Raw genomic sequence first — 23,896 nt, 5'->3', positions numbered from 1 at the left:
ATGACGGCGCAGGGGGAGCAGCACCTCGAGCCCAAGTCCCTCGGGCCGAAGTGGTGGCTGATGATCGTCTTCGGGCTGCCGGTGGTGCTCCTGCTCATGGCGATCCTGGCCTTCGCCCTGAGCATGCTCACCCGGATGGTCGTCGAGGGGCAGACCGATCCGGACGTCCACCTGCCGACCGTCCTCGCATGGTTCGCGCTCTGCGGCGGGACCGCCCTCGTCCTCGTCGTCCGCGACGCGTGGCGGGAGCTCAAGGACGAGCGGGTGCACGTCGACCGCTTCGGCAACGAACTGCGCATCGACCGGTGGTCCGCGCCGCACGAGCGGCAGCGCTTCGCCGAGCAGGTCACGGCCGACGGGCAGTCGCGACCTCAGGGGGCGTCCCGGCGTGACGTGGCCGCCCCGGCCGGACCGCGGCCGGAGCCCACCGACGGGCCTGACGTGGCCGCCCCGGTCCGCCCGCGGCCGGAACCCACCGACGACGAGCTGCGCGCTGCCGCGCTGCGACGCCGCGAGGTCGGGCCGGGGATCCCGACGTCGACCCGCGGCAGCGGCCGCGGCGTCGACCTGCTCGGAACGATCGGCGGCATCTGCCTTCTCGCCTGGCTGCCGGCCCTCGTCGTGCTCGGCGTCGTCCTGAGCAAGCTGCAGGACACGATCGCCCCCGAGTGGTCCCTGCTCTCCCTGCTCCTGCTGCCGATCGGGTGGCTGCTCTCGTGGACCGCCCTGCTGCTGCGGCACCGCTGGCTGCGTACCCGGGAGACCCGCAGTGACCTCGCCGGCTTCCACATGGTCACGGCCTTCATCCTCGTCGTGGTGTTCGTCATCGTGGGCATCACCGGCCTCGTGATGCGCGACGAGGCCCTGGGGGTCGCGCTCATCAGCTTCCCGCTCGCCGCCCTGTGCGTCTGGGTCTTCCGACACGAGGCGCGGCACCACATCTCCGACGGCCCGAGCGGCGGTGGCGGCACCAGTCACGACGTCGACCTGAGCTTCGTCACCGACTGAGCGTCGCCCGATAGCCCGGCAGCGCGGCCCCGCCGTCCTCGCTCCGGTCGACGGACTCTGCGGCGAGTACCGCCCGGGCGATGGCCCGGCTCACGCAGTCGGCTGCCGCTGTCTGCAGCTCCACGACGTCGAAGGGGGTCGGTGTCACCTCACCCGGTGTCGACAGCGCGAAGACCGTGTCGCCGTCGAAGGCCGTGTGCACGGGGGAGAGGGCGCGGGCGAAGCCGTCGTGGGCGACACCCGCGAGCTTCGAGCAGCCCGCCTTGTTGAGCCGGGCATCCGTCGCGATGACAGCCAGGGTCGTCGCGGTCCCCGCTCGCAGCTCCTGCGCCTCAGCGGCCTGACGCTCCCAGTGAGCCTGCACCGCAACGGGATCCGGCTCGGGCACGTCGACCTCGCCCGGCACGAGCAGGCGCTCGGCGAGCAGTCGACCGTCGGGGGAGAGGGGTGAGCCGACGGCATTGACCGCGACGAGCGCGCCGACCGTCACGCCCGACGACAGGACGAGGCTCGCCGACCCGATGCCGCCGTGCAGGCCACCGGCGCGCGCTCCGGTGCCGGCGCCGACACCCCCTTCGTCCACGGGTCCGTCGGCGGAGGCGAGGTAGGCCGTGCGCCCCTCGGCAGGGCCGGGGTGGTGGCGCCAGGAGCCGGCCCGCCCGAGGTCGAAGAGGATCGCGGCCGGGACGATTGGGACGACCTCGCCGGGACCGGGACCGACCGGCCAGCCTCGGCCCTCGTCGGCGAGCGCGGCGACCACGCCGTCCGCGGCGGACAGACCGAAGGCGCTGCCTCCCGACAGGACGACCGCGTCGACCGCGTCGACGAGGTTGCGGGGGTCGAGCAGGTCGGTCTCGCGGGTGCCCGGACCGCCACCGCGCACGTCGACCCCACCCGTGGTGCCCACCGGCGGGACGACCACCGTCGTGCCAGTCAGCCAGCCGGGCTCGTCACGGGTGGCGTGGCCGACGCGCACGCCGGGCACGTCGGTGATGGCGTTGTGGGCTCCGGGGCGCATGGCACCAGCATGCACCCCGGAGCGGGGTCAGCAGCCGAGCTCCCAGTAGCCGGGAGCGGTCTCCTCGAGCTCGGTCGTGGTGAAGACGTTCCACAGGCCCAGGGCGTCGCCGGAGCCGGTGGCGAAGGTCATCCCGCCGGACTGGTAGGCGCGGCCGGCCACGGTGTGGTCGTAGTTGCTCGCGGTGACGCACGTGCCGGGCTCCGGATCGGGGTCGCCCGGGTCACCGGGGTCGCCGGGGTCACCCGGGTCGACCGGGGTGCTGATGCCGAAGAAGGCCGCGTCGTGCCGGGCGGAGCAGATCGTGTCGAGGAAGTAGGCGCTCGCCTGGCCGCACTGCTCGGCACCGCTGCCGGGGTCGACCGGCGTGCCGTGACCCATGCCCTGCACGGAGTACTCGACGACCTCGTCGCCGTAGGCGCGTCGGGTCGTGCCACCGCTGAGCGTCGTCGTCTCGGTCGCGGTGCGCGAGACACCGGCGACATCGGTGAACTGGTCGACGAGCTCGCGCGCATTGGCCGGCACGACCGTCGTGTCCGACGTGCCGTGCCAGACCGCGACCCTGGGCCGGGGCCCGGAGTAGCCCGGGTGACCATCGCGCGCCAGCGAGCCCCACTGCTGCGGCGTGCGGTCCGGCGGGTTGTTCATGCACCCGAAGGCATCGACCATCGACGTCGCGCACCGGAAGGGCAGGCCGGCGACGACTGACCCGCCGGCGAAGAGGTCGGGGTAGGTCGCGAGCATCGCCGCCGTCATGCCGCCGCCCGCGGACAGGCCGGTGACGAAGGTGTTGTCGCTGCCGAGGGAGTGTGACGAGCGCGCGTGGGTGACCATCTGCGCGATCGAGGCGGCCTCGCCCAGACCGCGCGTGGTGTCGCCGGCCTCGAAGAAGTTGAAGCAGGAGTTGGCGTTGTTGCCCGACGACTGCTGCGGGTAGACGACGGCGAAGCCGTACTCGTCGGCGAGCTGCGACCAGCCGGACCCCTGGTGGTAGGCCGAGGCCGACTGGGTGCACCCGTGCAGCGCGACGACGGTGGGCGCCCCGGCGGGTAGCCCGTCCGGCACGTACTCGTACATCGCGAGGTTGCCGGGGTTGGTCCCGAAGCCGGTCACCTGGGTGAGGGCGCCCGCCGCACTGGCCGTCGCCCCGGACGCCGTCGCCCCGGACGCCGCCGCCCCGGGTGGCGCCGACGACGAGCTCGTCGCCGACGCGGCGACCATCGCCCCGCTCATCAGGACCGAACCGATGACCACCCGAAGTGCACGCATGTGACGCTCTCCTTGATCTCGCACCGGCGGCCACGGTGACGCCGGTGTCACTGGTGCGGACCACCGTGGCGAGGCGTCCCCCTTCGGGCAATGTGGTGGTGCCCCACACCGCAGCGACGTCGGCTGGCGGCCCTGCACGTGTGGTCGGGGCACGGTGGTTGACTGGAGCGATGACGACGAGCAGCGAGCCCATCCGCGTCCTCGACGGCCACAACGACCTGCCCTGGCACCACCGCGAGGTGGCCGCCTACGACCTCGACGCGTGCGACATCGCCGAGCCCCAGCCGCACCTGCACACGGACCTGCCGCGGATGCGCGAAGGGGGCCTGGCCGCCCAGCTGTGGTCGGTGTGGGTGCCGTGCTCGATGGAGGGTGAGGACGCAGTCGTCGCGACGCACCAGCAGATCGACTTCGTCGAGGCGATGTGCCGCCGCTACGACGAGATGGTGTCGGCGCGCACGGCTGCCGAGGTCCGCGCCGCGTGGGCGGAGGGCAAGCACGCGGCGCTCGTCGGCATGGAGGGCGGGCACAGCATCAACGGCTCGCTGCAGCACCTGGCCAACTTCGCCGACCGCGGCGCGCGCTACATGACGCTCACGCACAACGACAACACGCCGTGGGCGGACTCGGCGACCGACGAGCGCGTGCACGGTGGGCTGACCGACGTCGGACGCGAGGTCGTGGCGGAGATGAACCATCTCGGGGTCATGGTCGACCTGTCCCACGTGAGCGCCGAGACGATGCACGACGCGCTCGACGCGACGCGCCTGCCGGTGCTCTTCAGCCACTCGGGTGCCCGCGCGATCTGCGATCACCCGCGCAACGTCCCCGACGACGTGCTCGAGCGCATCCCCGGCAACGGCGGGGTCGTCATGGCCAATGTCGTGCCGAAGTTCGTCAACCAGGCCCGCGCCGACGAGGTCCTCGGCCGCACCGACGTGGTGCCCGACCCGGTCGCGACCCTCGAGCACGTCGTCGCGCACTTCGAGCACCTGCGGGAGGTCGTCGGGGTCGAGCACGTGGGCATCGGGGCCGACTACGACGGCGTCGACGAGACCCCCGTCGGGCTCGAGGACGTCGCGAGCTACCCGCGCCTGCTCGCCGCGCTGGGGGAGCGGGGCTGGAGCCGCAGCGACCTCGAGGCCCTCGCGCACGGCAACGTGCTGCGGGTCCTCGAGGCCACGGAGGTCTAGGTCAGAGGCGGCCGTCGGGGAAGGTCGGCTTCGAGCCCTGCGGCTTCGGCGGCGCCTGGTCGTGGACCGTCGAGCCGCGCACCGTGTCGGTGCCGGTGAGGTTCTTCTTCGCCGTCGCCGTGAAGCCGGCGATCTGACGGGAGTACTTGCCCTTGGTGCGGGTGTCGACGAAGCCCGAGGCGGCGTCGAGGAACTTCCCTGCCTGCTCGGGGTTGTTGTGCGCCCACTGGCGGGCGGCCTCGACGGCGGTGATGATGACGGCGGCGTTCTTGAGCTTGCGCATCCGGGGGTTCCTTCCCTCGTGGGTGTCTCCATCGTGCCCAACGACCGGGGCCCGGTGTGGATTCCGGACCCCGGTCGTCGCGCCTCCGCCGGTCGTCGCCCAGGAGGCCCGGGCGGCGGTGATCAGATGTCGCGCGGCAGGTAGGGGATGTTCCAGCCGCTCCACGCACCGGCCGTGGACGCGCTCACCGTGCGGGTCAGCAGGCCCAGGCGCTGCCAGCCGCCGTTCTTCCACTGCGCGGAGTAGAGGGTCTGTCGGAAGGCGCCGCCCTCGGGCGGCCGGGTCGCCTCGGCGGCGATGACCTTGACCGATCCGGTGCTCGTCGTCGTGCGCCGGTAGCCGTAGGAGGACCAGACGGACCCGTCCGTCACCCAGCGGTAGCGGCTGCGGGGGTCCTGGAGCGTCGAGAGCTTCCCGTCGCGGTAGGTGAGAACCTGGGAGTAGGCGGTGTGGGCGCCGAGGTCGGTCTTAGTGACGAGCTCGTAGCCGCTCCTCCCGTCGATCTTCGCCGCGCCGAAGAAGGCCGAGCTGCCCATGCGGCGCTGCGTCTCGGTGACGACGTAGAGCTTCTCCCCGTCGGCCGTGTGCACCCGGGTCGTGATCTTGTCGCCGCCCTCGGCGGTGGTGCCCCAGTGCGTCTGGCTCACCGAGTCGGCCGTGCCGTCACCGTCGATGTCGGCCCGGCTGACGATCACGCAGCTGCTGCCCTTGCCCTCGCAGGCATTGGGGCCCGCGGCCGCGCCGCTGGTGGAGGCCTGCGCCGAGCCGGCGAAGCCGGTGGCGAGCAGCGCGAGGGTGATGGCGGTCGTGGTGGTGCGCACGTGCTTCATGTCTTGCTCCCCTGGTGATCTGCGGTCCCCTGTGGCCCGCGTCATGTCACCAGACGTGCGCCGGGTGCGGCCGGTTGCGTGGTCGGCACAAAAACTTCCGAGCACGGCGAAGGGGGTCGCTCCCGACACCGGGAGCGACCCCCTTCGTCTGGGGTGGGGCAGAGCCTCAGTGCATGAGGACGGGCGCGCTCTCGCCCGGCTCCTCGTCGAGCATGTGGCTCTCCTCGTGCTTGCGCGGGAGGAAGGCCGCGACGACGAGGGTCGCGAGGCACATGAAGGCGGAGACCCAGTAGGTCGCGGCGAAGGCCTCGGCCATGTCGACGCGCACGGCGTGCATGAGCGCGGCCGCGCCGGCCTGCGGGTCCGAGGCGTACTGGCCCATGATCTGGGCGACCTCGGGCAGCTTCGCGAGGAGCTGCTGGACGGCGCCCGGGCTGCTCGCCTTGGCGCTCTCCTCGGCGAAGACCTGCGCCTGCCCGATGAGCGGGCGGTCCTCGAAGCCGCGCGTGAGGACGACCGAGGCGATGGCGACGCCGAAGGAGCTCGCGACCTGCTGGGTGATGTTGAGCAGGGTCGAGCCGCGGGCCACCTGGTGGGCGGTGAGCGCCTTGAGCGAGCTCGTCATCAGCGGCATCATCGTCGCGCCCATGCCCAGGCCCATGACGAAGAGCGCCGGGATGATGAAGCCCCAGTAGCTCGCGTCGGCGGACAGCTGGGTGAAGGCGAACATGCCACCGGTGATCAGGGCGATGCCGACCGGCACGATGCGGCCGACGGGGTACTTGTCGACGAGCATGCCGGCGATCGGCATCGTCAGCAGCGCGCCCAGACCCTGCGGGATCATCAGGACGCCGGCCATGGTCGTGCTCTCACCGCGCACCTGCTGGAAGTAGGTGGGCATGAGCAGCAGGCCGCCGAAGAAGGCCGCGGCAAAGAGGAACATCGTCAGGGCCGCGATGGAGAACTGCCGGTTGGCGAGCAGCCGCAGGTCGAGCAGCGGGTGCTTGGGGCGCATCGACCACCAGCCGAAGGCGAGGATCAGCACGAGGCCGGCGAGGGCGGTGCCGTAGACCTTGGGCGAGTTGACCGTGCCCTCCTCGGGGATCGAGGAGACGCCGTAGAGGAAGAGCGCGAGGCCGGGCGACATGAGCAGCAGGCCGACGACGTCGAGCGACTCGGTCGGCTCGGTGTGGTCCTTGGGCAGCGCGATGGCCGCGTAGACGAGCGCGATGATGCCCAGGGGCAGGTTGATCAGGAAGATCCAGGTCCAGCTCGGGCGGCCGAGCCAGTGGGCGTTGTCGATGAGCCAGCCACCGAGGATCGGGCCGCCGATGGGGCCCAGGAGCATCGGGACGCCGAGGATCGCCATGAGGCGACCGATCCGGTCCGGGCCCGCCGCGCGGGTCATGATCGTCATGCCGAGCGGCATGAGCATGCCGCCGCCGAGGCCCTGGACGACGCGGGCACCGATGAGCATGCCGATCGACGGGGCGAAGGCGCACAGCACGGAGCCGGCGACGAAGAAGGCGATGGCGGCGAGGTAGAGCCGCTTGGTGCCGAAGCGGTCGGCGGCCCACCCGGTGAGCGGGATGACGGTGGCCAGGGCCAGCGTGTAGGCGGTCACGGTCCACGCGACGGTGGAGTAGTGCAGCGGCTCCGGACCGGTCGCGAGGTCGGTCTGGAAGTGCGGCAGGGCGACGTTGACGACCGTGATGTCGAGGATCGACATGATCGAGCCGAGCACCACGACACCGGCGATCTTGAGCACGGCGGCGTCGATCTTGTCGGGGTACTCCTGTGGCAGCGAGGGGTCATGGGTGGATACGGACACAGGAGTCTCCTGGGATGGTGCGAAGGGGGGAGGCGGCGGCCTCGTCGCCACCCTGGCCGCGCGCGGATAGATGCATGCGTCGGCCAAGCAAGTATGCGCCCTCTGGTCCGCAGGGCCAAGCCCTTTAGGCTGGGCGGGTGAACGAGATCGAGATCGGCCGAGGCAAGCGCGGCCGCAGGGCCTACTCCTTCGACGACATCGCGGTGCTGCCGAGCCGGCGCACGCGCGACCCCGAGGAGGTCTCCCTCGACTGGCAGATCGACGCCTACCACTTCGAGATGCCGGTCATCGCGGCCCCGATGGACTCGGTGATGTCCCCGGCGACGGCCATCGCCTTCGGCGAGGCGGGCGGCCTGCCCGTGCTCGACCTCGAGGGGCTGTGGACCCGCTACTCCGACCCGGAGCCGCTGCTCGCGGAGATCGCCTCGCTCGACCCGGTGATGGCGACCGCGCGCATGCAGGAGATCTACTCCGCGCCGATCCAGCCCGAGCTGATCACCGAGCGGCTGCGTCAGCTGCGCGCCGCCGGCGTCACCGTCGCGGGCGCGCTCAGCCCGCAGAACACCCAGCAGCACTGGAAGACCGTCGTCGACGCCGGCGTCGACCTCTTCGTCATCCGCGGCACGACCGTCTCGGCCGAGCACGTGAGCAGCCGCAGCGAGCCGCTCAACCTCAAGCGCTTCATCTACGAGCTCGACGTGCCGGTCATCGTCGGTGGCGCGGCCGGCTACACCGCGGCCCTGCACCTCATGCGCACCGGTGCCGCGGGCGTGCTCGTCGGCTTCGGCGGGGGAGCGGCCCACACGACCCGCCAGGCCCTGGGCATCCACGCCCCGATGGCCAGCGCCGTCGCCGACGTCGCCGCCGCCCGCCGCGACTACCTCGACGAGTCGGGTGGCCGCTACGTCCACGTCATCGCCGACGGCGGCCTCGGCACGAGCGGCGACATCGTCAAGGCGATCGCCTGCGGCGCCGACGCCGTGATGCTCGGTGCCGCACTTGCCCGCGCCGCCGAGGCCCCGGGCCGCGGCTACCACTGGGGCGCCGAGGCCCACCACCCCGAGCTGCCCCGTGGCGCCCGCGTCGAGGTCGGCTCCGTCGCCTCCCTCGACGAGGTCCTCTTCGGCCCCAGCCGGGTCGCCGACGGCACGACCAACCTCATCGGCGCCCTGCGCCGCGCCATGGCGACCACGGGCTACACCGAGGTCAAGGAGCTGCAGCGCATCGAGGTCGTCGTCGCCCCGCACCAGCCGAGCTGACCGGGGTGGTCTGACGCTCCCTGAGGAGCTTGCGCAGCAAGCGTCTCGAAGGGCGCGTGCGGACCGGGTTCGCATTTCCTTAAGGTCGTGCGGCCTTCGAGACCCTGACGTTGCTCCGTACTCTGAGCCGCATGCCGGCGATGGGCGGAACGTCGGGCGCGATGACTGCGTACGCCGTTGCTCCGTACGGTGAGCGGCGGCTCAGAGCACGGAGCAACGGCGAAGCGCTGGCCGGCGGCCGGGTGTGCTGGGTGGGGTGAGCTGCGGACCGTTGTACGGAGCAACGGCGTAGGGCGCGGCGCCGACCGAGGGCGCTGGCGGGGGAGATGCGGTTCGTCGTACGGAGCAACGGCGTCGTGGCGTGGCGTCGGCCCGGGCGGCCTCCGTCTCGGGGACCGGGGTGGCGTGCGTCTCGCCCACGGGCCACCTCTGGCGGGTCGCGGAGCCCCCGGTTACTTTGGGGTAATGACCTCGGAGATCATCGCTGACCCTGACCTCGACCCCACCGCCACATATGCGGTCGACCCGGGGCGGGCCCGGCGGCTGGCGAGCAGGGTGGTCGCGTCGCCGACGGCCGAGACCTTCACCCGGACCTCGCCGATGACCGGTGGTCCGATCGCGGTGCTGCCGCAGTCCACCGTGCAGGACGTCTCCCGTGCCATGACCGCGGCCCGGGCCGCGCAGCCGCGGTGGGCGGCGACCTCCCACGAGGAGCGACGCCGGATCTTCCTGCGCTACCACGACCTCGTGCTGGCGAAGCAGGTCGAGCTGCTCGACCTCGTCCAGATCGAGTCGGGCAAGGTGCGCAAGCAGGCCTTCGAGGAGGTCATCGATGTCGCGCTCGCGTCGCGCTACTACGCCCGGACCGCGGAGTCGCACCTGCGCCGCCGCAAGGTCGCCGGCGCCTACCCGATGCTCACCCAGACGCGCGTCGACCACCTGCCCAAGGGCGTCGTCGGCGTCGTCTCCCCGTGGAACTACCCGCTGAGCCTGGCCATCAGCGACGCCATCCCCGCGCTCCTGGCGGGCAATGCCGTCGTCCTGCGCCCCGACCAGCAGGGCTCGGTCACCGCGCTGGCCGCCGTCGAGCTGCTCGCCGAGGCCGGTCTGCCCGAGGGCGTGCTGCAGGTCGTGCTCGGTCCGGGCCAGGAGGCCGGCCAGGCGGTCGTCGACACCGCCGACTACGTCTGCTACACCGGCTCGACCCCGACCGGCCGCCGCGTCGCCGTGTCCGCGGCCGAGCGCCTCGTCTCCTTCAGCCTCGAGCTCGGCGGCAAGAACTCCGTCTACATCGCCGACGACGCCGACCTCGACCGCGCGGTCGAGGGCGCCGTGCGCGCGTGCTTCTCCAGCGCCGGTCAGCTGTGCATCTCCACCGAGCGCGTCCTCGTCCACGAGGCGATCGCCGACGAGTTCGTCCCGCGCTTCGTCGCCGCGGTCGACGCGATGACGATCGGCACCGGGCTCGAGTTCGGCTACGACATGGGCTCGCTCGTCAGCCAGGGCCAGCTCGACACGGTCACCCGGCACGTCGAGGACGCGGTGGCGAAGGGGGCGACCGTCCTCGCCGGTGGTCTGCACCGACCCGACATCGGGCCCTATGTCTACGAGCCGACCGTCCTCGAGGGCGTCACCGCCGCGATGGAGTGCCGTGACGACGAGACCTTCGGCCCGCTCGTGGCGGTCTACCGCGTCGCCGACGACGACGAGGCCGTGCGCCTGGCCAACGACACCTCCTACGGGCTCAACTCCTCGGTCTGGACCAAGGACGTGGCCCGTGGCCGGCGCATCGCCCAGCGGATCAAGACCGGCACGGTCAACATCAACGAGTGCTACGCCGCCGCGTGGGGCTCGATGGGTGCCCCGATGGGCGGCATGAAGGACTCCGGCATGGGGCGCCGCCACGGCGCCGAGGGGATCCTCAAGTACACGGAGGCGCAGACCGTCGCGGCGCAGTACCTCCTGCCCATCGCCCCGGCACTGGGCCTGAGCGACACGACCTATGCCAAGGCCCTGACGGCCGGGCTGAAGCTGATGAAGATGGCAGGGATGAAGTGAACGCAGAGTTGACCACCGACACCGACGTCCTGGTCATCGGATCCGGTTTCGGAGGCTCGGTCGCCGCCCTTCGTCTTGCGGAGAAGGGCTACCGGGTGACGGTCCTCGAGGCCGGCCGGCGCTTCGCCGACGAGGACTTCGCCGAGACCAGCTGGGACCTGAAGAACTTCCTCTGGGCGCCCAAGGCGGGGATGTACGGCATCCAGCGCATCCACATGCTCAAGGACGTGATGATCCTCGCCGGCGCGGGCGTCGGCGGTGGCTCGCTCAACTACGCCAACACCCTCTACGTGCCGCCGGAGGTCTTCTTCCGTGACCGGCAGTGGGGGCACATCACCGACTGGCAGGCCGAGCTGCTCCCGCACTACGACATGGCGAGCACGATGCTCGGCGTCGTCACCAACCCGTGCGAGAGCGTCGTCGAGGACGCGATGCGTGACGCGGCGCAGGAGATGGGTGTCGCGGACACCTTCCGCAAGACGCCCGTCGGCGTGCTCTTCGGCGCCGACGACTCCGCCGAGGAGCAGGGCCGCACCGTTGCCGACCCCTACTTCGGCGGGGCCGGACCGGCGCGCACGACGTGCACCGAGTGCGGCAACTGCATGGTCGGCTGCCGGGTCGGCGCCAAGAACACCCTGATGAAGAACTACCTCGCGCTCGCCGAGGGCCTCGGCGTGCAGATCGTGCCGATGCGCACGGTCACCCGCGTCGGTGTCGTGCCGGGCACGCAGGGGTCGGACGAGGTCTACCGGGTGCGTCACGAGGCCACGGATGCGTTGGGGGACAAGAGCGCTCGCGTGACCACGGCGCGCAAGGTCGTCGTCGCCGCCGGCACCTGGGGCACGCAGAACCTCCTCCACGAGATGAAGGCCGACGGTGAGCTGCCGGCGATCAGCGACTTCCTCGGTCAGTTGACGCGGACCAACTCCGAGGCACTCGTCGGGGCGCTCGCCGACAGCCCGCCGGAGGGGGAGCACGACCTGACGAAGGGCGTGGCCATCACCTCCTCCTTCCACCCCGATGCGGACACGCACATCGAAAACGTGCGCTACGGCCACGGCTCCGACGCGATGGGTCTGCTCACGACCCTGCTCGCGCCCCCGCGCACCGGCCGCGCGCCGCGCTGGGCCAAGCTGCTCGCCGACCTGCCGCGCAACCTGCCGGCGCTCAAGGCGTGGTTCCCGCCGGGGACCCACTTCGCCGACAGCACGGTCATCGGCCTGGTCATGCAGTCGCTCGACAACTCGCTGACGACCTACCTGGCGACCGGGCCGGGTGGACGCCGCCGCTTGACGTCGAAGCAGGGCCACGGCGAGGAGAACCCGACCTACATCGCGTCAGGGCACGAGGGCATCCGGGTCCTGGCCGCCAAGCTGGCCGAGCGGATCGGGCGCCCCTTCTACCCGGGAGGCACGTGGAGCGAGGCCTTCGACATCCCGCTCACCGCGCACTTCCTCGGTGGGGCCCCCATCAGCGACTCGCCGGCCACCGGCGTCATCGACCCCTACCACCGTCTCTGGGGCCACCCGGGCATCAGCGTCGTCGACGGCTCGGCCGTCTCGGCGAACCTCGGGGTCAACCCCTCGCTGACGATCACCGCGCAGGCCGAGCGTGCCTTCTCCCTGTGGCCCAACGTCGGTGACGCCGACGTGCGCCCCGCGCAGGGCGACGCCTACCGCCGGCTCGACCCGGTGGCGGCCGAGACGCCCGCGGTCCGCGAGTTCACCCACACGAGCTCGAAGGTGTCGCTGCCCATGCCGGCCGTGCGGGGTGCGTGAGCGGGGCGCCCAGATCGCTCACGTAGCCTGACCGGGTGCTCCGGACCGCCCTTCGACCCCGCTGGCTGGGGCTGCTCGTGGTGGCGCTGGCCCTCGTGGTCCTGGGCATCGTCGCCGGTCGGTGGCAGTGGTCCGTCGCCCACGACGTGGCCCGGGCCGACGCGGTCCGCGAGGTGCAGGAGCGGCCGGTGCGGCCGCTCGCGGACGTCATGGCGCCGCACGAGTCCTTCCCCGACGAGGGGTCGGGCCAGCGCGTGACGACGACCGGTCGCTTTGTCGGCGAGCCGCTCGTCGTCGTCGACCGGCGCTACGACGGGCAGGCCGTCGACTGGGTCCTCGACCGCTTCGTCGTCGAGGGCACCGGTGCCAACCTCGCCGTCGTCCGGGGCTTCGTGCCGACGGGGGAGGACCCCCCTTCGGCCCCGCGGGGAACCATCGACCTCGTCGGCTCGTTGGCGCCACCGGAGGCCCCCGACGAGACCGGGGGCATCGAGGACGGACGGCTGACGTCCGTCGACATCGCCCAGTTGGTCAACGAGTGGCCGGGCGAGATGTACAACGGCTTCGCCTTCGCGGTCACCGAGGACGGTGGCGCGGCGGCCGAGGACGTCGAGCGGGTGCCGCCGCCGCTGCCGGACACCTCGCTGCAGTTCCGCAACGTGATGTACGCCTTCCAGTGGTGGATGTTCGCGGTCTTCGCGGTGTGGATGTGGGTGAAGATGGTGCGCCAGGAGGCGCGCCGGGAGCAGGCGGGCGAGCCCGCCAGGGAGTTGGAGGAGTCGACGTGAGCGACGAGACGCAGAGCCAGGCACCGAGCCCGAGCACGGGGGGCCCGAGCGCCGACCCGCGGGCGATCGCGACCGCCCTGGGCGCCTTCCGGGTGACGGCGATCCTCGCCGGTCTGGCGATGTTCGTCCTCATCCTCGAGATGGTCCTCAAGTACGGACCGCCGAAGAACGACGCGCTCTCGTGGTGGTCGCCGGTCCACGGCCTGATCTTCATGGTCTTCGCCGTCGCGACGGCCAACCTCGGCTTCAAGGTCGGCTGGTCCGTCGGCCGGATGATCCTCACCCTGCTGCTCGCGTGCATCCCCTTCGTCGCCTTCGTCGAGGAGCGCCGCGTCGTCCGCGAGGTCACCCCGCTCACCACCTGAGGTGACGAAGGGGGAGTGCCCTCGCCCCGGTAGCCTGTGCGCGTGACGGAATCCCTGAAGACCTCCCCGGTCCTTGTCGTCGACTACGGCGCCCAGTACGCCCAGCTCATCGCCCGCCGCGTGCGCGAGGCGAAGATCTACAGCGAGGTCGTGCCGCACACGATGCCGGTCGCCGAGATCCTCGCCAAGGAGCCGGCCGCCGTCATCCTCTCCGGTGGCCCCTCGTCGGTCTACGCCGAGGACGCCCCCTCGCTCGACGTCACGCTGCTCGAGGCCGGGGTCCCGGTCTTCGGCATGTGCTACGGCTTCCAGGCGATGGTCCAGGCGCTCGGCGGCACCGTCGAGCGGACCGGGCTGCGCGAGTACGGCTCGACCCGCGCGCAGGTGAGCGACCGGGAGTCCACCCTCTTCAACGGCCAGCCCGCCGAGCAGTCGGTGTGGATGAGCCACGGCGACTCGGTGACCGAGGCCCCCGAGGGCATGCGGGTCACCGCGAGCACCTCCGGCGCGCCCGTCGCGGCCTTCGAGGACGACGAGCGTCGCCTCTACGGCGTGCAGTGGCATCCCGAGGTGCTGCACTCGACCTTCGGCCAGCCGGTGCTCGAGAACTTCCTCGTCCGCGGCGCCGGGCTGAGCCCCGACTGGACCGCGGACAACGTCATCGACGAGCAGGTCGAGCTCATCCGCGAGACCGTCGGCGAGGACCGCGTGCTCTGCGCGCTCTCCGGGGGTGTCGACTCCTCCGTCGCGGCCGCGCTCGTCCAGCGCGCCGTGGGCGAGCAGCTCACCTGCGTCTTCGTCGACCACGGTCTGCTGCGGCAGGGCGAGGCCGAGCAGGTCGAGGAGGAGTTCGTCGCGGCGACGGGGGTCAAGCTCGTCGTCGTCGACGCCAAGGAGCGCTTCCTCGGCGCTCTCGCCGGGGTCACCGACCCCGAGGAGAAGCGCAAGATCATTGGTCGCGAGTTCATCCGCGTCTTCGAGCAGGCGGCCCGCGACGTCGTCGGCGAGGGCGACGAGTCCGGTCACCCCGTCAAGTGGCTCGTCCAGGGCACGCTCTACCCGGACGTCGTCGAGTCCGGCGGCGGCACCGGAGCGGCCAACATCAAGTCGCACCACAACGTCGGCGGTCTGCCCGACGACCTGCAGTTCAAGCTCATCGAGCCGCTGCGCGCGCTCTTCAAGGACGAGGTCCGGCAGGTCGGGCGCGAGCTCGGCGTCCCCGACCCGATCGTCGACCGCCAGCCCTTCCCCGGGCCGGGCCTGGGCATCCGGATCATCGGCGAGGTCACCGAGCACAACCTCGACATCCTGCGCCGCGCCGACGCGATCGCCCGAGAGGAGCTCACCGCAGCCGGCCTCGACAAGGAGATCTGGCAGTGCCCGGTCGTCCTGCTCGCCGACGTCCGCTCCGTCGGCGTCCAGGGTGACGGCCGCACCTACGGCCACCCGATCGTGCTGCGGCCGGTCTCGTCGGAGGACGCGATGACCGCCGACTGGACCCGCGTCCCCGGCGACGTCCTCGCCCAGATCTCGACGCGGATCACCAACGAGGTCGAAGAGGTCAACCGGGTCGTGCTCGACGTGACGAGCAAGCCGCCGGGCACCATCGAGTGGGAGTGACCCTCCCTTCGTCCGTCAGGAGCCGAGGAGGGCGCCGCCGAGGCCGCACGCGCAGATGAGCAGCACGGTGGCGACGATGATCGCGATCATCACGCCCAGCCCCTTGCGGGACTGCTGCACGTGCCCGATGGAGCCGGTCGTGAACTGGTGCCACGGCACGGCGTAGAAGCCCGGCACCGTCGTGCCCTGCTGCACGTCGACCTCCATCGAGGCCTGCCCGTAGCGCCGCATCCACTGGGTGTGCACGTCGACGCGGTGCCGCCCCGGGCGAAGGGGGAAGAAGTTGGGTCCGAAGGTGGCCGGCACGACGTAGCCGTCGATCTGGACCGTCGGCGTCAGCCCCGCGGTGAAGCCGTTGCCCTGCAGCGTGAGCAGCAGCGCCCCGTGACCCGGCGGCGGCTGCATGAAGCTCGCCTGCGGGCCGGAGACCGGCATGACGGGCTGCTGGCCGTGGGGCTGGTGCGGGGGAGGAGGCATCGTCATGGGGCCGATGCTTGCCCATGAGCCGGACGGGCGCCAGTCGGGTCCACGGGCGCTGGTTACGCTGGCCGGGTGAGCAGCAAGCCGGCGATGCGCGTCCTCGAGTGGCTCCTGCGACGGGTCATCGTGGGGCCGCCGCTCAAGGCATGGCTGCGGCTCGAGGTCGAGGGCGCCGAGCACGTGCCCGCGACCGGCCCGGTCATCATCGCGAGCAACCACCTGAGCTTCGTCGACTCGATGGTCATCCCGCTCGCGGCCGGGCGCAAGGTCGGCTTCCTCGGCAAGGCCGAGTACGTCACCGGCACCGGGATCAAGGGCTGGCTGAGCCGGCTGTGGTTCGGCGAGTTCGGCGGCATGATCCCCGTCGACCGCGACGACGCGCGGGCGGCCGCACGCTCCATCGAGATCGCCGAGGAGCACCTCGCCGGTGGTGGCGCCTTCGGCATCTATCCCGAGGGCACCCGCAGCCGCGACGGGCGCCTCCACAAGGGGCGCACCGGCGTCGGGCGCCTGGCCGTCGCCTCCGGGGCACCGGTCGTGCCGTGCGCGCTCGTGGGCACCGACAAGGCGCAGCCGATCGACGCCCGGGGCATCCGCCCGCACCGGGTGACCGTGCGCTTCGCCCCGCCGGTCGACGTCGCCGCCCTCGAGGCGCAGTACGTCAAGGGCAAGCTGCTGCGCGCGATCACCGACGAGGTGATGGACGCGATCGCCGAGCGTTCACCCCAGGAGCGCTCGGCCGACTTCGCCGACCGGTCCGCCTGAGCGGCTGCTGAGCAGACCGGGTTTCCATTGACGCCTAGGTTCCTGCCTCCTAGCATTAATACATGGGGATCTTGGGGAGATCGCTTTGGGTTGGGATCATGGCGATCGCGTTGGTGCTGGGTGGGGCACGGGCCAGTAGCGCTGATAATTGGGACAGCCTCTTCCCGACGAAGAACACAGATTGGTTGTGCCCGAACGGCCCTTGTCTTGCCGATTCGAGCGTGCACTCGTATTTCGTTCATGGAAATGTGCCCAATTATGTTGAGTCAGCCATCGAGCGAACGCTGACGAATTCATACGCGTACACAGACATAGATTTCGTGCGGACGTCCACGGCAACAGATCTTTACTATGACATGGATGATAGTTTGTCCGGTCGCGGCCTCGTCGGATACTACGACTGTCAGACTGCGGTGAACTCTTCGCGATGTGATACGGCTGTTGTTTATTTTGACAATGGCTGGGCCTATCAGTACCGGACTAGCCCACGATTGCAGGCTCTGGCCTGTCATGAGACGGGTCATAGTGTCGGCTTGGTGCACGGCGAGGATTCGTCGAACGAAGTTGGCGAGCCCGCTTCCAATTACGCGTCGTGGTTGCACTGTATGGAGAAAAATATTGGTGGTTCCACTCCAACTGGCCTGGGGAGTTTCAATGCGAGTCAACTTCGGCAGATGTACTAGTCTTTCGCTCGCTTCGGTCACCGTCCTGGCGCTGGCCGGGTGCGGCACCGACGTGACCGGCGGTGGATCGGAGTGCGCACCGGCTGCGGCGCTGGCGGTCAGCCCGCACTCCGTCGACTCCTCGTCCCGCTACATCGACGGCAGCCTCCCGTCGATGCTCGGTCTGTCGCGCTCCGCGGTCGTCGGCACGGTCTCTGCTGCGGCCGTCGACGACGAGGACGCCCGGGGCCTGCGGGACGGGCGGGTCACGTTGAGCGACACCAGCGTGGTCTGGCGCAACCCCGCGACCCGCACCGCGCCTCCGGACGGGGAGGTCGTGGCCGACTACCTCGCGACGAGCAGCGACGACGAGAGCGCCCGGATCTGCACCGGTGACCGGGTGCTCGTCCTGCTGACCCAGCCGGAGCGCGCGACGGCCGACCCGCCGGTCCACCTCGCCCAGGTCGCCTACCCCCTCGTCGATGGCGAGATCACCGCCCACGACGGTGGCGCCGACGCGCCGACTGCGCTCGCCGGGATCGCCGAGGGAGACCTCGGAGCGGCCCTCACGAAGGCCGAGGCCGACATCCCCGACCCGCTCTCCGAGGTCATCGACCTGCCGATGGACGAGCGACTGGTCGAGCTGGACACGGCGGAGGCTTCGTCGCCGGGCTGACCCGGCTGGGTACGCTGACCCGGTGCTGAAGACCGCAGTCGCCGCATTCGCCGGCAAGGCCGCTCGCCGTGCCGCCCGCCTCCGAGGCGGTGGGTCCGGCGGGTCCGCCCTGCCGGGCCTCGTCGCCGAGAAGATCGACCCCGGCTTCCTCGCGCACGCGCTCGCCGACGTGCCGGGCGGGATCGTCGTCGTGTCGGGCACCAACGGCAAGACGACGACGACCAAGATGCTCGTCGCGCTCTTGCGAGCCCACGGCCAGACGGTCTTCACCAACCCCACGGGCAGCAACTTCACCCGCGGCGTGATCTCCGCGCTCCTCGCCGAGCCGCTCCAGCGCGGTCGGCTCCGGGCCGACATCGCCGTGCTCGAGCTCGACGAGGCGCACGCCCTCCACTTCGCCCGGGCCGTCGCGCCGACGCACGCGCTGCTGCTCAACGTCGCGCGCGACCAGCTCGACCGCTTCGCCGAGATCGACCACACGGCAGGCCTGCTCACGCAGCTCGCGGGCATGACGACGCAGGGTGTCGTGCTCAACCGCGACGACCCCTTCGTCAACCGCATCGCCACGACCGTCGGGCCCGGCATGGACATCGCGTGGTTCGGCCTCGACGCCTCGATCGCCGACCGCCTCGGAGAGCTGCAGGAGCACGACTCCCGCGGCGGCGACGCCTGGCAGCCGCCGGCGCTCACCGCCCGCGACGCCCTCCTGCGGCCGGTCGACGAGCAGCAGCTGAGTGTCGTCTTCGGCGAGCAGGGCGAAGGGGGGACCGTCGGCCCCGTGGCCCTGCGCCAGCGCGGCCTCGCCGCGATGATCAATGCCACGGCCGCGACGGCTACGGCCCGGGCCCTTCTCGGCGACGGCTTCCGCGCCGAGGTGGCCGAGCAGGCGCTGCGGACGGTGGCACCCCCCTTCGGCCGGGGTGAGGTCGTCGACGCCGACGGGACCCCGCTCGAGCTGGTCCTCGTCAAGAACCCCGCGGGGTTCACCGTGGCGCTGGGCACCTACGGCTCGTCGCCGGTGGCCACGATGGTCGCGATCAATGACGACTATGCCGACGGCCGCGACGTGTCGTGGCTCTACGACGTGAGCTTCGAGTCCTTGCGGGACAAGGGGGTTGCCGTGACCAGCGGTGTGCGCGGCTGGGACATGGCGCTGCGGCTGCAGTACGACGACGTGCCCGTGGCGGCGACCGAGGTCGACCTGGCCAAGGCGCTCGAGCGCTTCCTCGCCAACCACCGTGACGAGCCGAAGCGCATCTTCTGCACCTACACCGCGATGCTCGCGCTGCGCCGCATGCTCGGCGAGCGCTACGACCTGCCCGAGATGGGCGTCGACGCGGACGAGACCCAGGGAGCCCAGCGATGACTGCCGCCGACCTCGACGTCCCGATCCTCGGTGAGCCGAGCGGGTCCGCGCTGCCCGCCGACCCGGGTGCCGAGGGCAAGGGCGAGATCCACCTCGTCCACCTCTACCCGCGCGAGATGAGCATCTACGGCGACCTGGGCAACACCCGCTGCCTGGCCGCGCGCATCCGCCGGCATGGCTACGTGCCCGTCGTCCACCAGCACCACCCGGGGCAGGACTTCCCCGAGCAGGCGCACCTCGTCGTCGGCGGTGGCGGCCAGGACTCGGGGCAGTCCAAGGTGGAGGAGGACCTCGAGCGGATCGGCGACCGGCTGCGCTCGCTCGCCGCCGACGGCACCCCGATGCTCATGATCTGCGGCATGTACCAGCTCTTCGGCAAGGCCTTCGTCACCGTGCAGGGGGAGCGGCTGCCCGGCCTGGGCATCCTCGACGTCACCACCCAGGGCAACGAGAAGCGGATGATCGGCCCGATCGTGCTGAGCACCGACCACGGTGACGTCGTGGGCTACGAGAACCACTCGGGCTCGACGACGCTCGGGGCGGGGCAGGCCCCCTTCGGCCGGGTGCGGCACGGCATGGGCAACAACGGCACCGACGGCACCGAGGGTGCCGTCACCGGCCACGTCATCGGCTCCTACCTCCACGGGCCGATCCTCCCGGCCAACCCGCGCCTGGCCGATGCGCTCATCGGGTGGGCGGCCGAGCTGGCGACCGGACGGGACTTCGAGCCTGCGTCGCTCGACGACGAGGTGGCGCGGCAGGCGCACTCCCGTCAGGTGCGCCGGCTCGTCGGCTGAGCACCGCCCGCCCCGGCCGCGGCGCTGCGCTCAGGCGTCGGTCGCGGCGCGCTCGTCAGCGCTGGCCTTGGGCATCACGCTCCACGCGACCCAGCCGAGGGCGCCGAGGGGGATCTCCATGAAGTGCGTGAAGATCGAGAAGAGCACGACCCCGGCCATCGACGCGGCGGGGTCGGCGCCCCACGCGACGAGGGCGGCGGCGGTGCCGGTCTCGGTGACGCCGAGCCCGCCGGGGGTCACGCCGACGGCGGTGAGCAGCCGGCCGATGGCATAGGCGGCGAAGAGCTGGCCGAAGGGCAGCTCGATGCCGGTCGTCTCCGTGCACAGCAGGAAGAGCACGTAGTAGAGGCCGAAGAACCCGACCATCCCGAGCGTCATCTGCAGCCACCCCGTGCGCACCGTCGCGGCGGTGCGGGCCCGCAGCCCCGACAGGCCGTCCTCGACGGTGCTGCCGTGGCCACGTCGCACGAGCCGGATGAGCCGGTCGATGCCGCGGCCGAGCTGCCGGGCGCCCCGGTCGGTGCCGATGGCCACGGCGAAGAGCACGATGACCGCCGTGCCGGAGAGCACCGCGGCCCACGCGGCTTCGCGCATGGCCGCCGGCAGATCCGTTGCGCCCCAGGCGAGCCCGAGCACCGCGATGATCGGGAGCGCGACGCGGGCGAGGACATTCCACACCCCGGTGACGACGGCCATCGTCGTGACGCTCGCTGCCGAGAATCCCCAGGACTTGGCGATCGAGTAGGTCGCGGCGAGCCCGACGGCGCCGCCGCCGGGCAGCAGGTTGGACACCGACGACCCGCAGACGTTGAGGATGAGGGCCCGCAGGTGGCTCAGTCCCTGCATGGCCCCCGTCATGACGAAGGTGTAGCAGTACAGCCCGGCGACGACGAGGCCCATGAAGAGCGCGGCCTTCCACGTCGGCACGGTGCGCAGCACGTGCCACACCTCGCTCCACGAGGTCTTCGCGAAGTGCGGCAGCCCCCACCACAGCATCGCGACGGCCAGCCCGAGGCCGAGGGTCACCTGCAGCCCCCGGACGAAGGGAGAGGTCCGCTGGGTCGCCGGGGCGGGGCCGTGGTCGGCCGGCTCGGTCGCGGCGGTCATGCCAGCCCCGCGAAGACGTCGGTGGCGGCGGTGCCGGGCGCGGCGTCGGGGTCGACGAACCACTCGCGCCCGAAGACGAGGTCGTAGAGCGGGCGGGGGATGCGCACGAGCATCCCGAGGGTGCGGTCGCCGCCGCCGGCGTCGGCGGCCTGGCTCGCGTGGGCGCGCATCGACGCGCGCTTGGCCTTCGCGAAGCGCCGGACCGGGATGCGGTGGGTGATCTCGGTCGACGCGGAGAAGGCCCGGTCGAAGCTGCTGCGGTCGAACTCGGGTGGGAAGCGGTAGACCTTGGCGACCAGGTCGATGGCGCGGCAGATGAGGTCGCGGGGGACGGTCGCCCACAGCACCCGCACCGGCAGGCCGCGCTCGCGGGCCAGCTCGGCGGCCCGGGCGCCGACCTCGTGGACGCGCACGTGGTCGCGGTGGCCGTAGCCGCCGTGCGGGTCGTAGGTCGTCAGCACGTCGGCGCGCTCCTCGACGAGCACGTCGGCCAGGGCGGTGGCTGCGTCCTCCACCGGCACGCGGACGAAGCGTCGGCCACCCGGCGGGTCGGGCCACACCTCGGGGCCGCTGCCGCTGTCGGCGTGGCCGAGCTCGACCGTGCGGGCGACGCCGAGCGCGCGGGCGCTTGCGGCCAGCTCCCGGCTGCGGGTGGCGGCGAGGGCGTCTCCCTTCGTGCCGAAGGCGCTCTCGTCGGTGAGCCCGAGCGCGCCGTCCGTGGCGACGACGAGGACGACGCGATGACCCTCGGCCGCAGCGCGCGCCATCGTCCCGGCGGTGAGCAGCGCCTCGTCGTCGGGGTGCGCGTGGAAGACCACGAGGGTGCGGGCTGCGGAGTCCATCGGTGAAACCCTCCCACACCGCCCCGTGGCACCCTTGGACGCGTGAAGGTGGCCCTGCTCTCCGACTGCTACCCGCCGCGCACCGGCGGCATCGAGTCCCAGGTGGGGGACCTCGCGGCGCAGCTGGTGGCGGCCGGGCACGAGGTCGAGGTCTTCACCGCGACGGCGGCGACGCCCGTTGGTAGAGGTGCGAGGCCGCCCGCGGTCGAAGCCTCGAGACCCGACGGGGTGCAGGTGCACCGGCTGGACACACCGCTCGCGCTGGGCCTGCCGGTCAACCCGCTCGCGCCACCGGAGGCTCGCCGGGTGCTCGCCGCAGGGGGCTTCGACGTGGCGCACGTGCACATGGGGGTGGTCTCTCCCTTCGCCTGGGACATGGCTGACCTGACCACCGACCTCGGGCTGCCGACGGCCCTGACCTGGCACTGCGTCCTCGACCGGGCCGCGCGCCCGCTCGGCCCGATGATCCGGCGCTGGGTAGACCGCGGAGCGGTGCTCTCGGCGGTGTCCGGCTTCGCTGCGGAGGGTGTGCGACGGGCGGCGAAGGGGGAGCCCGTCGCCGTGCTCCCCAACGGCATCGACCCCAGCCTGTGGGCACCCCCGCTGGTCTGGGTCCCACGTTCCGCGTGGGCGGTGCGAGCGCCAGCGAGCCTCGAGACCCACTCCGTCCGCCTCGTCACCGCCACCCGCCTCGCCCCCCGCAAGCGAGTCGGCGCACTGCTCTCCGTCGTCGCCGCCGCCCGTGGTCGACTCGGTCCGGGAGCCATGACCCTCGACGTCTACGGCGAAGGACCGCTGCGGCCGTGGCTCGAGGCTCGGGTGAGTGCGCTCGGGCTCGACGACGTCGTGCGCCTGCGTGGCCGCTTCACCCGCCCGGAGCTCGCGGCCGCCTGGGCTCGCGCCGACGGCTACCTGTCCCCGACCCGCCTCGAGGCCTTCGGGATCGCCGCGCTCGAAGCACGCACGGCGGGACTGCCGGTCATCGCGCGCGCCGACTCCGGGGTGCGCGAGGTGGTCACCGACGGGATCTCGGGGCTGCTCGCCCCCGACGACGCCGGGCTCGCCGACGCGCTCGTGCGGCTCGTCGCCGACGACACCCTGCGCACCCGGATCGCCGCGCACAACCGACGCGTCCCGCCCGCCCAGACCTGGGACCGCGTCGTCGCGCTCGCGGTCGACGAGTACCGACGGGCCGGCGCATGAGCGTCGTGGTCGTGGCCGACGGCCCGGACGGCGAGGTCGGGCGCTGGCCGCTCGGGCACGGGCAGGACCCGGCCGACCTGCTCGCCGCACACGGGTGGGCGGGGGAGCTGACGGGCAGCGGCCTCGTGGGCGACGACGTCGAGGTGCACTGGCGGGTGGCCGCGCTGCCCGGGCCGGTGTCTCCGCCGACCGTCGTGACGGGCCGCCCCGGCGCCACGGTCCTGCAGCGGCTCGCCGCCTATGCCCTCGTCGTCGACGAGGGGCGGCTGCTCATGTCGCAGCTCGCCGACTGGGTGGGCGGCGCCGGCGGGCTGTGGACGCTGCCCGGCGGTGGCGTCGACCCGGGCGAGTCCCCGGTCGACGGCGTCGTGCGCGAGGTGCACGAGGAGGCCGGGCAGCACGTCGTCGTCGACGAGCTCGTGCAGGTGCAGTCGCGTCACTGGGTGGGCGACGTGACGGCGGGGGAGCGGCACGAGGACTTCCACGCCGTGCGACTGATCCACCGGGCGACGTGTCCGCGACCGACACCCGCGCACGTCGTCGAGGCCGACGGCTCGACGGGTGCTGCGGCATGGGTCCAGCTGGGCGAGGTGAGGCGACTGCCGCTGGCCGAGATGGTCCGGCTGGCTTGGCCGCACGTGCCGGGTGGCGACTCCTACCCGCTGTAGGAGATGGCCCGTCGGTCGCCTACGCTGTCG

Annotated in this window: 22 protein-coding genes; 14 read left to right on the top strand and 8 right to left on the bottom strand. The window is 72.0% G+C overall.

Translation table 11 applies throughout. The annotated features are described in order from the left end of the window. On the top strand, window positions 1-1,008 hold the full coding sequence (locus tag ACQBJO_RS12685; RefSeq protein WP_421007592.1) for a hypothetical protein: 1,008 nt from the start codon (window positions 1-3) through the stop codon (window positions 1,006-1,008). Here ACQBJO_RS12685 and ACQBJO_RS12680 read toward each other — a convergent pair. Both ACQBJO_RS12680 and ACQBJO_RS12675 read right to left on the bottom strand, forming a co-directional pair. Further along, window positions 998-2,026 carry a P1 family peptidase gene (locus ACQBJO_RS12680; RefSeq protein ID WP_421007591.1) on the bottom strand — a complete coding sequence of 343 codons (1,029 nt, stop codon included), beginning with the start codon at window positions 2,024-2,026 and terminating at the stop codon, window positions 998-1,000. The two genes, ACQBJO_RS12685 and ACQBJO_RS12680, sit on opposite strands and share 11 nt — an antisense overlap. Window positions 2,027-2,053: 27 nt before the next feature. Then, on the bottom strand, window positions 2,054-3,295 hold the full coding sequence (locus ACQBJO_RS12675; protein ID WP_421007590.1) for an extracellular catalytic domain type 1 short-chain-length polyhydroxyalkanoate depolymerase: 1,242 nt from the start codon (window positions 3,293-3,295) through the stop codon (window positions 2,054-2,056). Between the two features lie 170 nt (window positions 3,296-3,465). On the opposite strand from ACQBJO_RS12675, the gene ACQBJO_RS12670 reads away from it, so the two are divergent. Then, a complete protein-coding gene (locus ACQBJO_RS12670; RefSeq protein WP_421007589.1) occupies window positions 3,466-4,488 on the top strand; it encodes a dipeptidase in 1,023 nt (340 codons plus the stop codon). Window position 4,489: 1 nt separating this feature from the next. Here ACQBJO_RS12670 and ACQBJO_RS12665 read toward each other — a convergent pair whose 3' ends face one another. The 3 genes from ACQBJO_RS12665 to ACQBJO_RS12655 form a co-directional block, all read right to left on the bottom strand. Beyond that, the gene (locus tag ACQBJO_RS12665) at window positions 4,490-4,771 is read right to left on the bottom strand and encodes an antitoxin (RefSeq protein WP_421007588.1); all 282 of its coding nucleotides are present in this window, start codon (window positions 4,769-4,771) and stop codon (window positions 4,490-4,492) included. Window positions 4,772-4,893: 122 nt separating this feature from the next. Then, complete coding sequence (locus ACQBJO_RS12660; RefSeq protein ID WP_421007587.1) at window positions 4,894-5,601, bottom strand: hypothetical protein; 708 nt, start codon at window positions 5,599-5,601, stop codon at window positions 4,894-4,896. Window positions 5,602-5,767: 166 nt separating this feature from the next. Next, on the bottom strand, window positions 5,768-7,432 hold the full coding sequence (locus tag ACQBJO_RS12655) for a DHA2 family efflux MFS transporter permease subunit (protein WP_255184164.1): 1,665 nt from the start codon (window positions 7,430-7,432) through the stop codon (window positions 5,768-5,770). Window positions 7,433-7,569: 137 nt separating this feature from the next. Between ACQBJO_RS12655 and ACQBJO_RS12650 the strand changes: the two genes are divergently transcribed. The 6 genes from ACQBJO_RS12650 to guaA all read left to right on the top strand — a co-directional run bounded on the left by ACQBJO_RS12650 (window position 7,570) and on the right by guaA (window position 15,300). Next, on the top strand, window positions 7,570-8,691 hold the full coding sequence (locus tag ACQBJO_RS12650) for a GuaB3 family IMP dehydrogenase-related protein (protein ID WP_255184163.1): 1,122 nt from the start codon (window positions 7,570-7,572) through the stop codon (window positions 8,689-8,691). Between the two features lie 465 nt (window positions 8,692-9,156). Further along, on the top strand, window positions 9,157-10,749 hold the full coding sequence (locus ACQBJO_RS12645; RefSeq protein WP_421007586.1) for a succinic semialdehyde dehydrogenase: 1,593 nt from the start codon (window positions 9,157-9,159) through the stop codon (window positions 10,747-10,749). 8 nt (window positions 10,750-10,757) lie between these two features. Further along, entirely contained in the window at window positions 10,758-12,527 is a 1,770-nt protein-coding gene (locus tag ACQBJO_RS12640; RefSeq protein WP_430407109.1) for an FAD-dependent oxidoreductase, read from the top strand. Window positions 12,528-12,562: 35 nt separating this feature from the next. Continuing rightward, window positions 12,563-13,315 (top strand): SURF1 family protein, encoded by a 753-nt coding sequence (locus ACQBJO_RS12635; RefSeq protein WP_421007584.1) that lies wholly within the window; start codon window positions 12,563-12,565, stop codon window positions 13,313-13,315. After that, window positions 13,312-13,680, top strand: coding sequence for a DUF3817 domain-containing protein (locus tag ACQBJO_RS12630; protein WP_421007583.1), 369 nt, complete (start codon window positions 13,312-13,314; stop codon window positions 13,678-13,680). The genes ACQBJO_RS12635 and ACQBJO_RS12630 overlap by 4 nt, the downstream gene beginning before the upstream one ends. Window positions 13,681-13,722: 42 nt before the next feature. Continuing rightward, window positions 13,723-15,300 (top strand): glutamine-hydrolyzing GMP synthase, encoded by a 1,578-nt coding sequence (gene guaA / locus ACQBJO_RS12625; protein WP_192910702.1) that lies wholly within the window; start codon window positions 13,723-13,725, stop codon window positions 15,298-15,300. A 15-nt stretch (window positions 15,301-15,315) separates the two neighbouring features. Here the strand turns inward: guaA and ACQBJO_RS12620 are convergent, their stop codons facing one another. Next, the gene (locus ACQBJO_RS12620; protein WP_255184159.1) at window positions 15,316-15,783 is read right to left on the bottom strand and encodes a hypothetical protein; all 468 of its coding nucleotides are present in this window, start codon (window positions 15,781-15,783) and stop codon (window positions 15,316-15,318) included. A 69-nt stretch (window positions 15,784-15,852) separates the two neighbouring features. Here ACQBJO_RS12620 and ACQBJO_RS12615 point away from each other — a divergent pair, with 69 nt between their 5' ends. From ACQBJO_RS12615 to ACQBJO_RS12600, 4 genes are all read left to right on the top strand, one after another. Continuing rightward, complete coding sequence (locus tag ACQBJO_RS12615) at window positions 15,853-16,545, top strand: lysophospholipid acyltransferase family protein (RefSeq protein ID WP_421007582.1); 693 nt, start codon at window positions 15,853-15,855, stop codon at window positions 16,543-16,545. A gap of 654 nt (window positions 16,546-17,199) precedes the next feature. Further along, the gene (locus ACQBJO_RS12610) at window positions 17,200-17,883 is read left to right on the top strand and encodes a hypothetical protein (RefSeq protein WP_421007581.1); all 684 of its coding nucleotides are present in this window, start codon (window positions 17,200-17,202) and stop codon (window positions 17,881-17,883) included. Window positions 17,884-17,905: 22 nt separating this feature from the next. Beyond that, complete coding sequence (locus ACQBJO_RS12605) at window positions 17,906-19,249, top strand: MurT ligase domain-containing protein (RefSeq protein ID WP_421007580.1); 1,344 nt, start codon at window positions 17,906-17,908, stop codon at window positions 19,247-19,249. Continuing rightward, entirely contained in the window at window positions 19,246-20,046 is an 801-nt protein-coding gene (locus ACQBJO_RS12600; RefSeq protein ID WP_421007579.1) for a type 1 glutamine amidotransferase, read from the top strand. The genes ACQBJO_RS12605 and ACQBJO_RS12600 overlap by 4 nt, the downstream gene beginning before the upstream one ends. Window positions 20,047-20,076: 30 nt before the next feature. Here ACQBJO_RS12600 and ACQBJO_RS12595 read toward each other — a convergent pair whose 3' ends face one another. Together ACQBJO_RS12595 and ACQBJO_RS12590 are read right to left on the bottom strand one after the other, a co-directional pair. Continuing rightward, window positions 20,077-21,153, bottom strand: coding sequence for a lysylphosphatidylglycerol synthase transmembrane domain-containing protein (locus ACQBJO_RS12595; protein ID WP_421007578.1), 1,077 nt, complete (start codon window positions 21,151-21,153; stop codon window positions 20,077-20,079). Then, window positions 21,150-21,995, bottom strand: coding sequence for a PIG-L deacetylase family protein (locus ACQBJO_RS12590; protein WP_421007577.1), 846 nt, complete (start codon window positions 21,993-21,995; stop codon window positions 21,150-21,152). Before ACQBJO_RS12590 ends, ACQBJO_RS12595 begins: the two co-directional genes overlap by 4 nt. A 42-nt stretch (window positions 21,996-22,037) precedes the next feature. Between ACQBJO_RS12590 and ACQBJO_RS12585 the strand changes: the two genes are divergently transcribed. Next, window positions 22,038-23,198 (top strand): glycosyltransferase family 4 protein, encoded by a 1,161-nt coding sequence (locus ACQBJO_RS12585; protein ID WP_421007576.1) that lies wholly within the window; start codon window positions 22,038-22,040, stop codon window positions 23,196-23,198. Continuing rightward, complete coding sequence (locus ACQBJO_RS12580; protein WP_421007575.1) at window positions 23,195-23,866, top strand: NUDIX hydrolase; 672 nt, start codon at window positions 23,195-23,197, stop codon at window positions 23,864-23,866. Before ACQBJO_RS12585 ends, ACQBJO_RS12580 begins: the two co-directional genes overlap by 4 nt. Window positions 23,867-23,896 lie beyond the last annotated feature (30 nt).

The sequence above is a fragment of the Janibacter zhangyanbonis genome (assembly GCF_050507325.1).
Lineage (GTDB): Bacteria > Actinomycetota > Actinomycetes > Actinomycetales > Dermatophilaceae > Janibacter.
Note: the sequence above shows the minus strand (reverse complement) of the source record. Positions and strands in the feature narration are given on the sequence as shown.

What these genes read in the sequence shown, in the direction of transcription:
- ACQBJO_RS12685 (WP_421007592.1), top strand. Translation starts at nt 1, where the DNA reads ATGACGGCGCAGGGGGAGCAGCACCTCGAGCCCAAGTCCCTCGGGCCG.
- ACQBJO_RS12680 (WP_421007591.1), bottom strand. Translation starts at nt 2,026, where the DNA reads ATGCGCCCCGGAGCCCACAACGCCATCACCGACGTGCCCGGCGTGCGC.
- ACQBJO_RS12675 (WP_421007590.1), bottom strand. Translation starts at nt 3,295, where the DNA reads ATGCGTGCACTTCGGGTGGTCATCGGTTCGGTCCTGATGAGCGGGGCG.
- ACQBJO_RS12670 (WP_421007589.1), top strand. Translation starts at nt 3,466, where the DNA reads ATGACGACGAGCAGCGAGCCCATCCGCGTCCTCGACGGCCACAACGAC.
- ACQBJO_RS12665 (WP_421007588.1), bottom strand. Translation starts at nt 4,771, where the DNA reads ATGCGCAAGCTCAAGAACGCCGCCGTCATCATCACCGCCGTCGAGGCC.
- ACQBJO_RS12660 (WP_421007587.1), bottom strand. Translation starts at nt 5,601, where the DNA reads ATGAAGCACGTGCGCACCACCACGACCGCCATCACCCTCGCGCTGCTC.
- ACQBJO_RS12645 (WP_421007586.1), top strand. Translation starts at nt 9,157, where the DNA reads ATGACCTCGGAGATCATCGCTGACCCTGACCTCGACCCCACCGCCACA.
- ACQBJO_RS12620 (WP_255184159.1), bottom strand. Translation starts at nt 15,783, where the DNA reads ATGACGATGCCTCCTCCCCCGCACCAGCCCCACGGCCAGCAGCCCGTC.
- ACQBJO_RS12610 (WP_421007581.1), top strand. Translation starts at nt 17,200, where the DNA reads ATGCGAGTCAACTTCGGCAGATGTACTAGTCTTTCGCTCGCTTCGGTC.
- ACQBJO_RS12600 (WP_421007579.1), top strand. Translation starts at nt 19,246, where the DNA reads ATGACTGCCGCCGACCTCGACGTCCCGATCCTCGGTGAGCCGAGCGGG.
- ACQBJO_RS12595 (WP_421007578.1), bottom strand. Translation starts at nt 21,153, where the DNA reads ATGACCGCCGCGACCGAGCCGGCCGACCACGGCCCCGCCCCGGCGACC.
- ACQBJO_RS12590 (WP_421007577.1), bottom strand. Translation starts at nt 21,995, where the DNA reads ATGGACTCCGCAGCCCGCACCCTCGTGGTCTTCCACGCGCACCCCGAC.
- ACQBJO_RS12580 (WP_421007575.1), top strand. Translation starts at nt 23,195, where the DNA reads ATGAGCGTCGTGGTCGTGGCCGACGGCCCGGACGGCGAGGTCGGGCGC.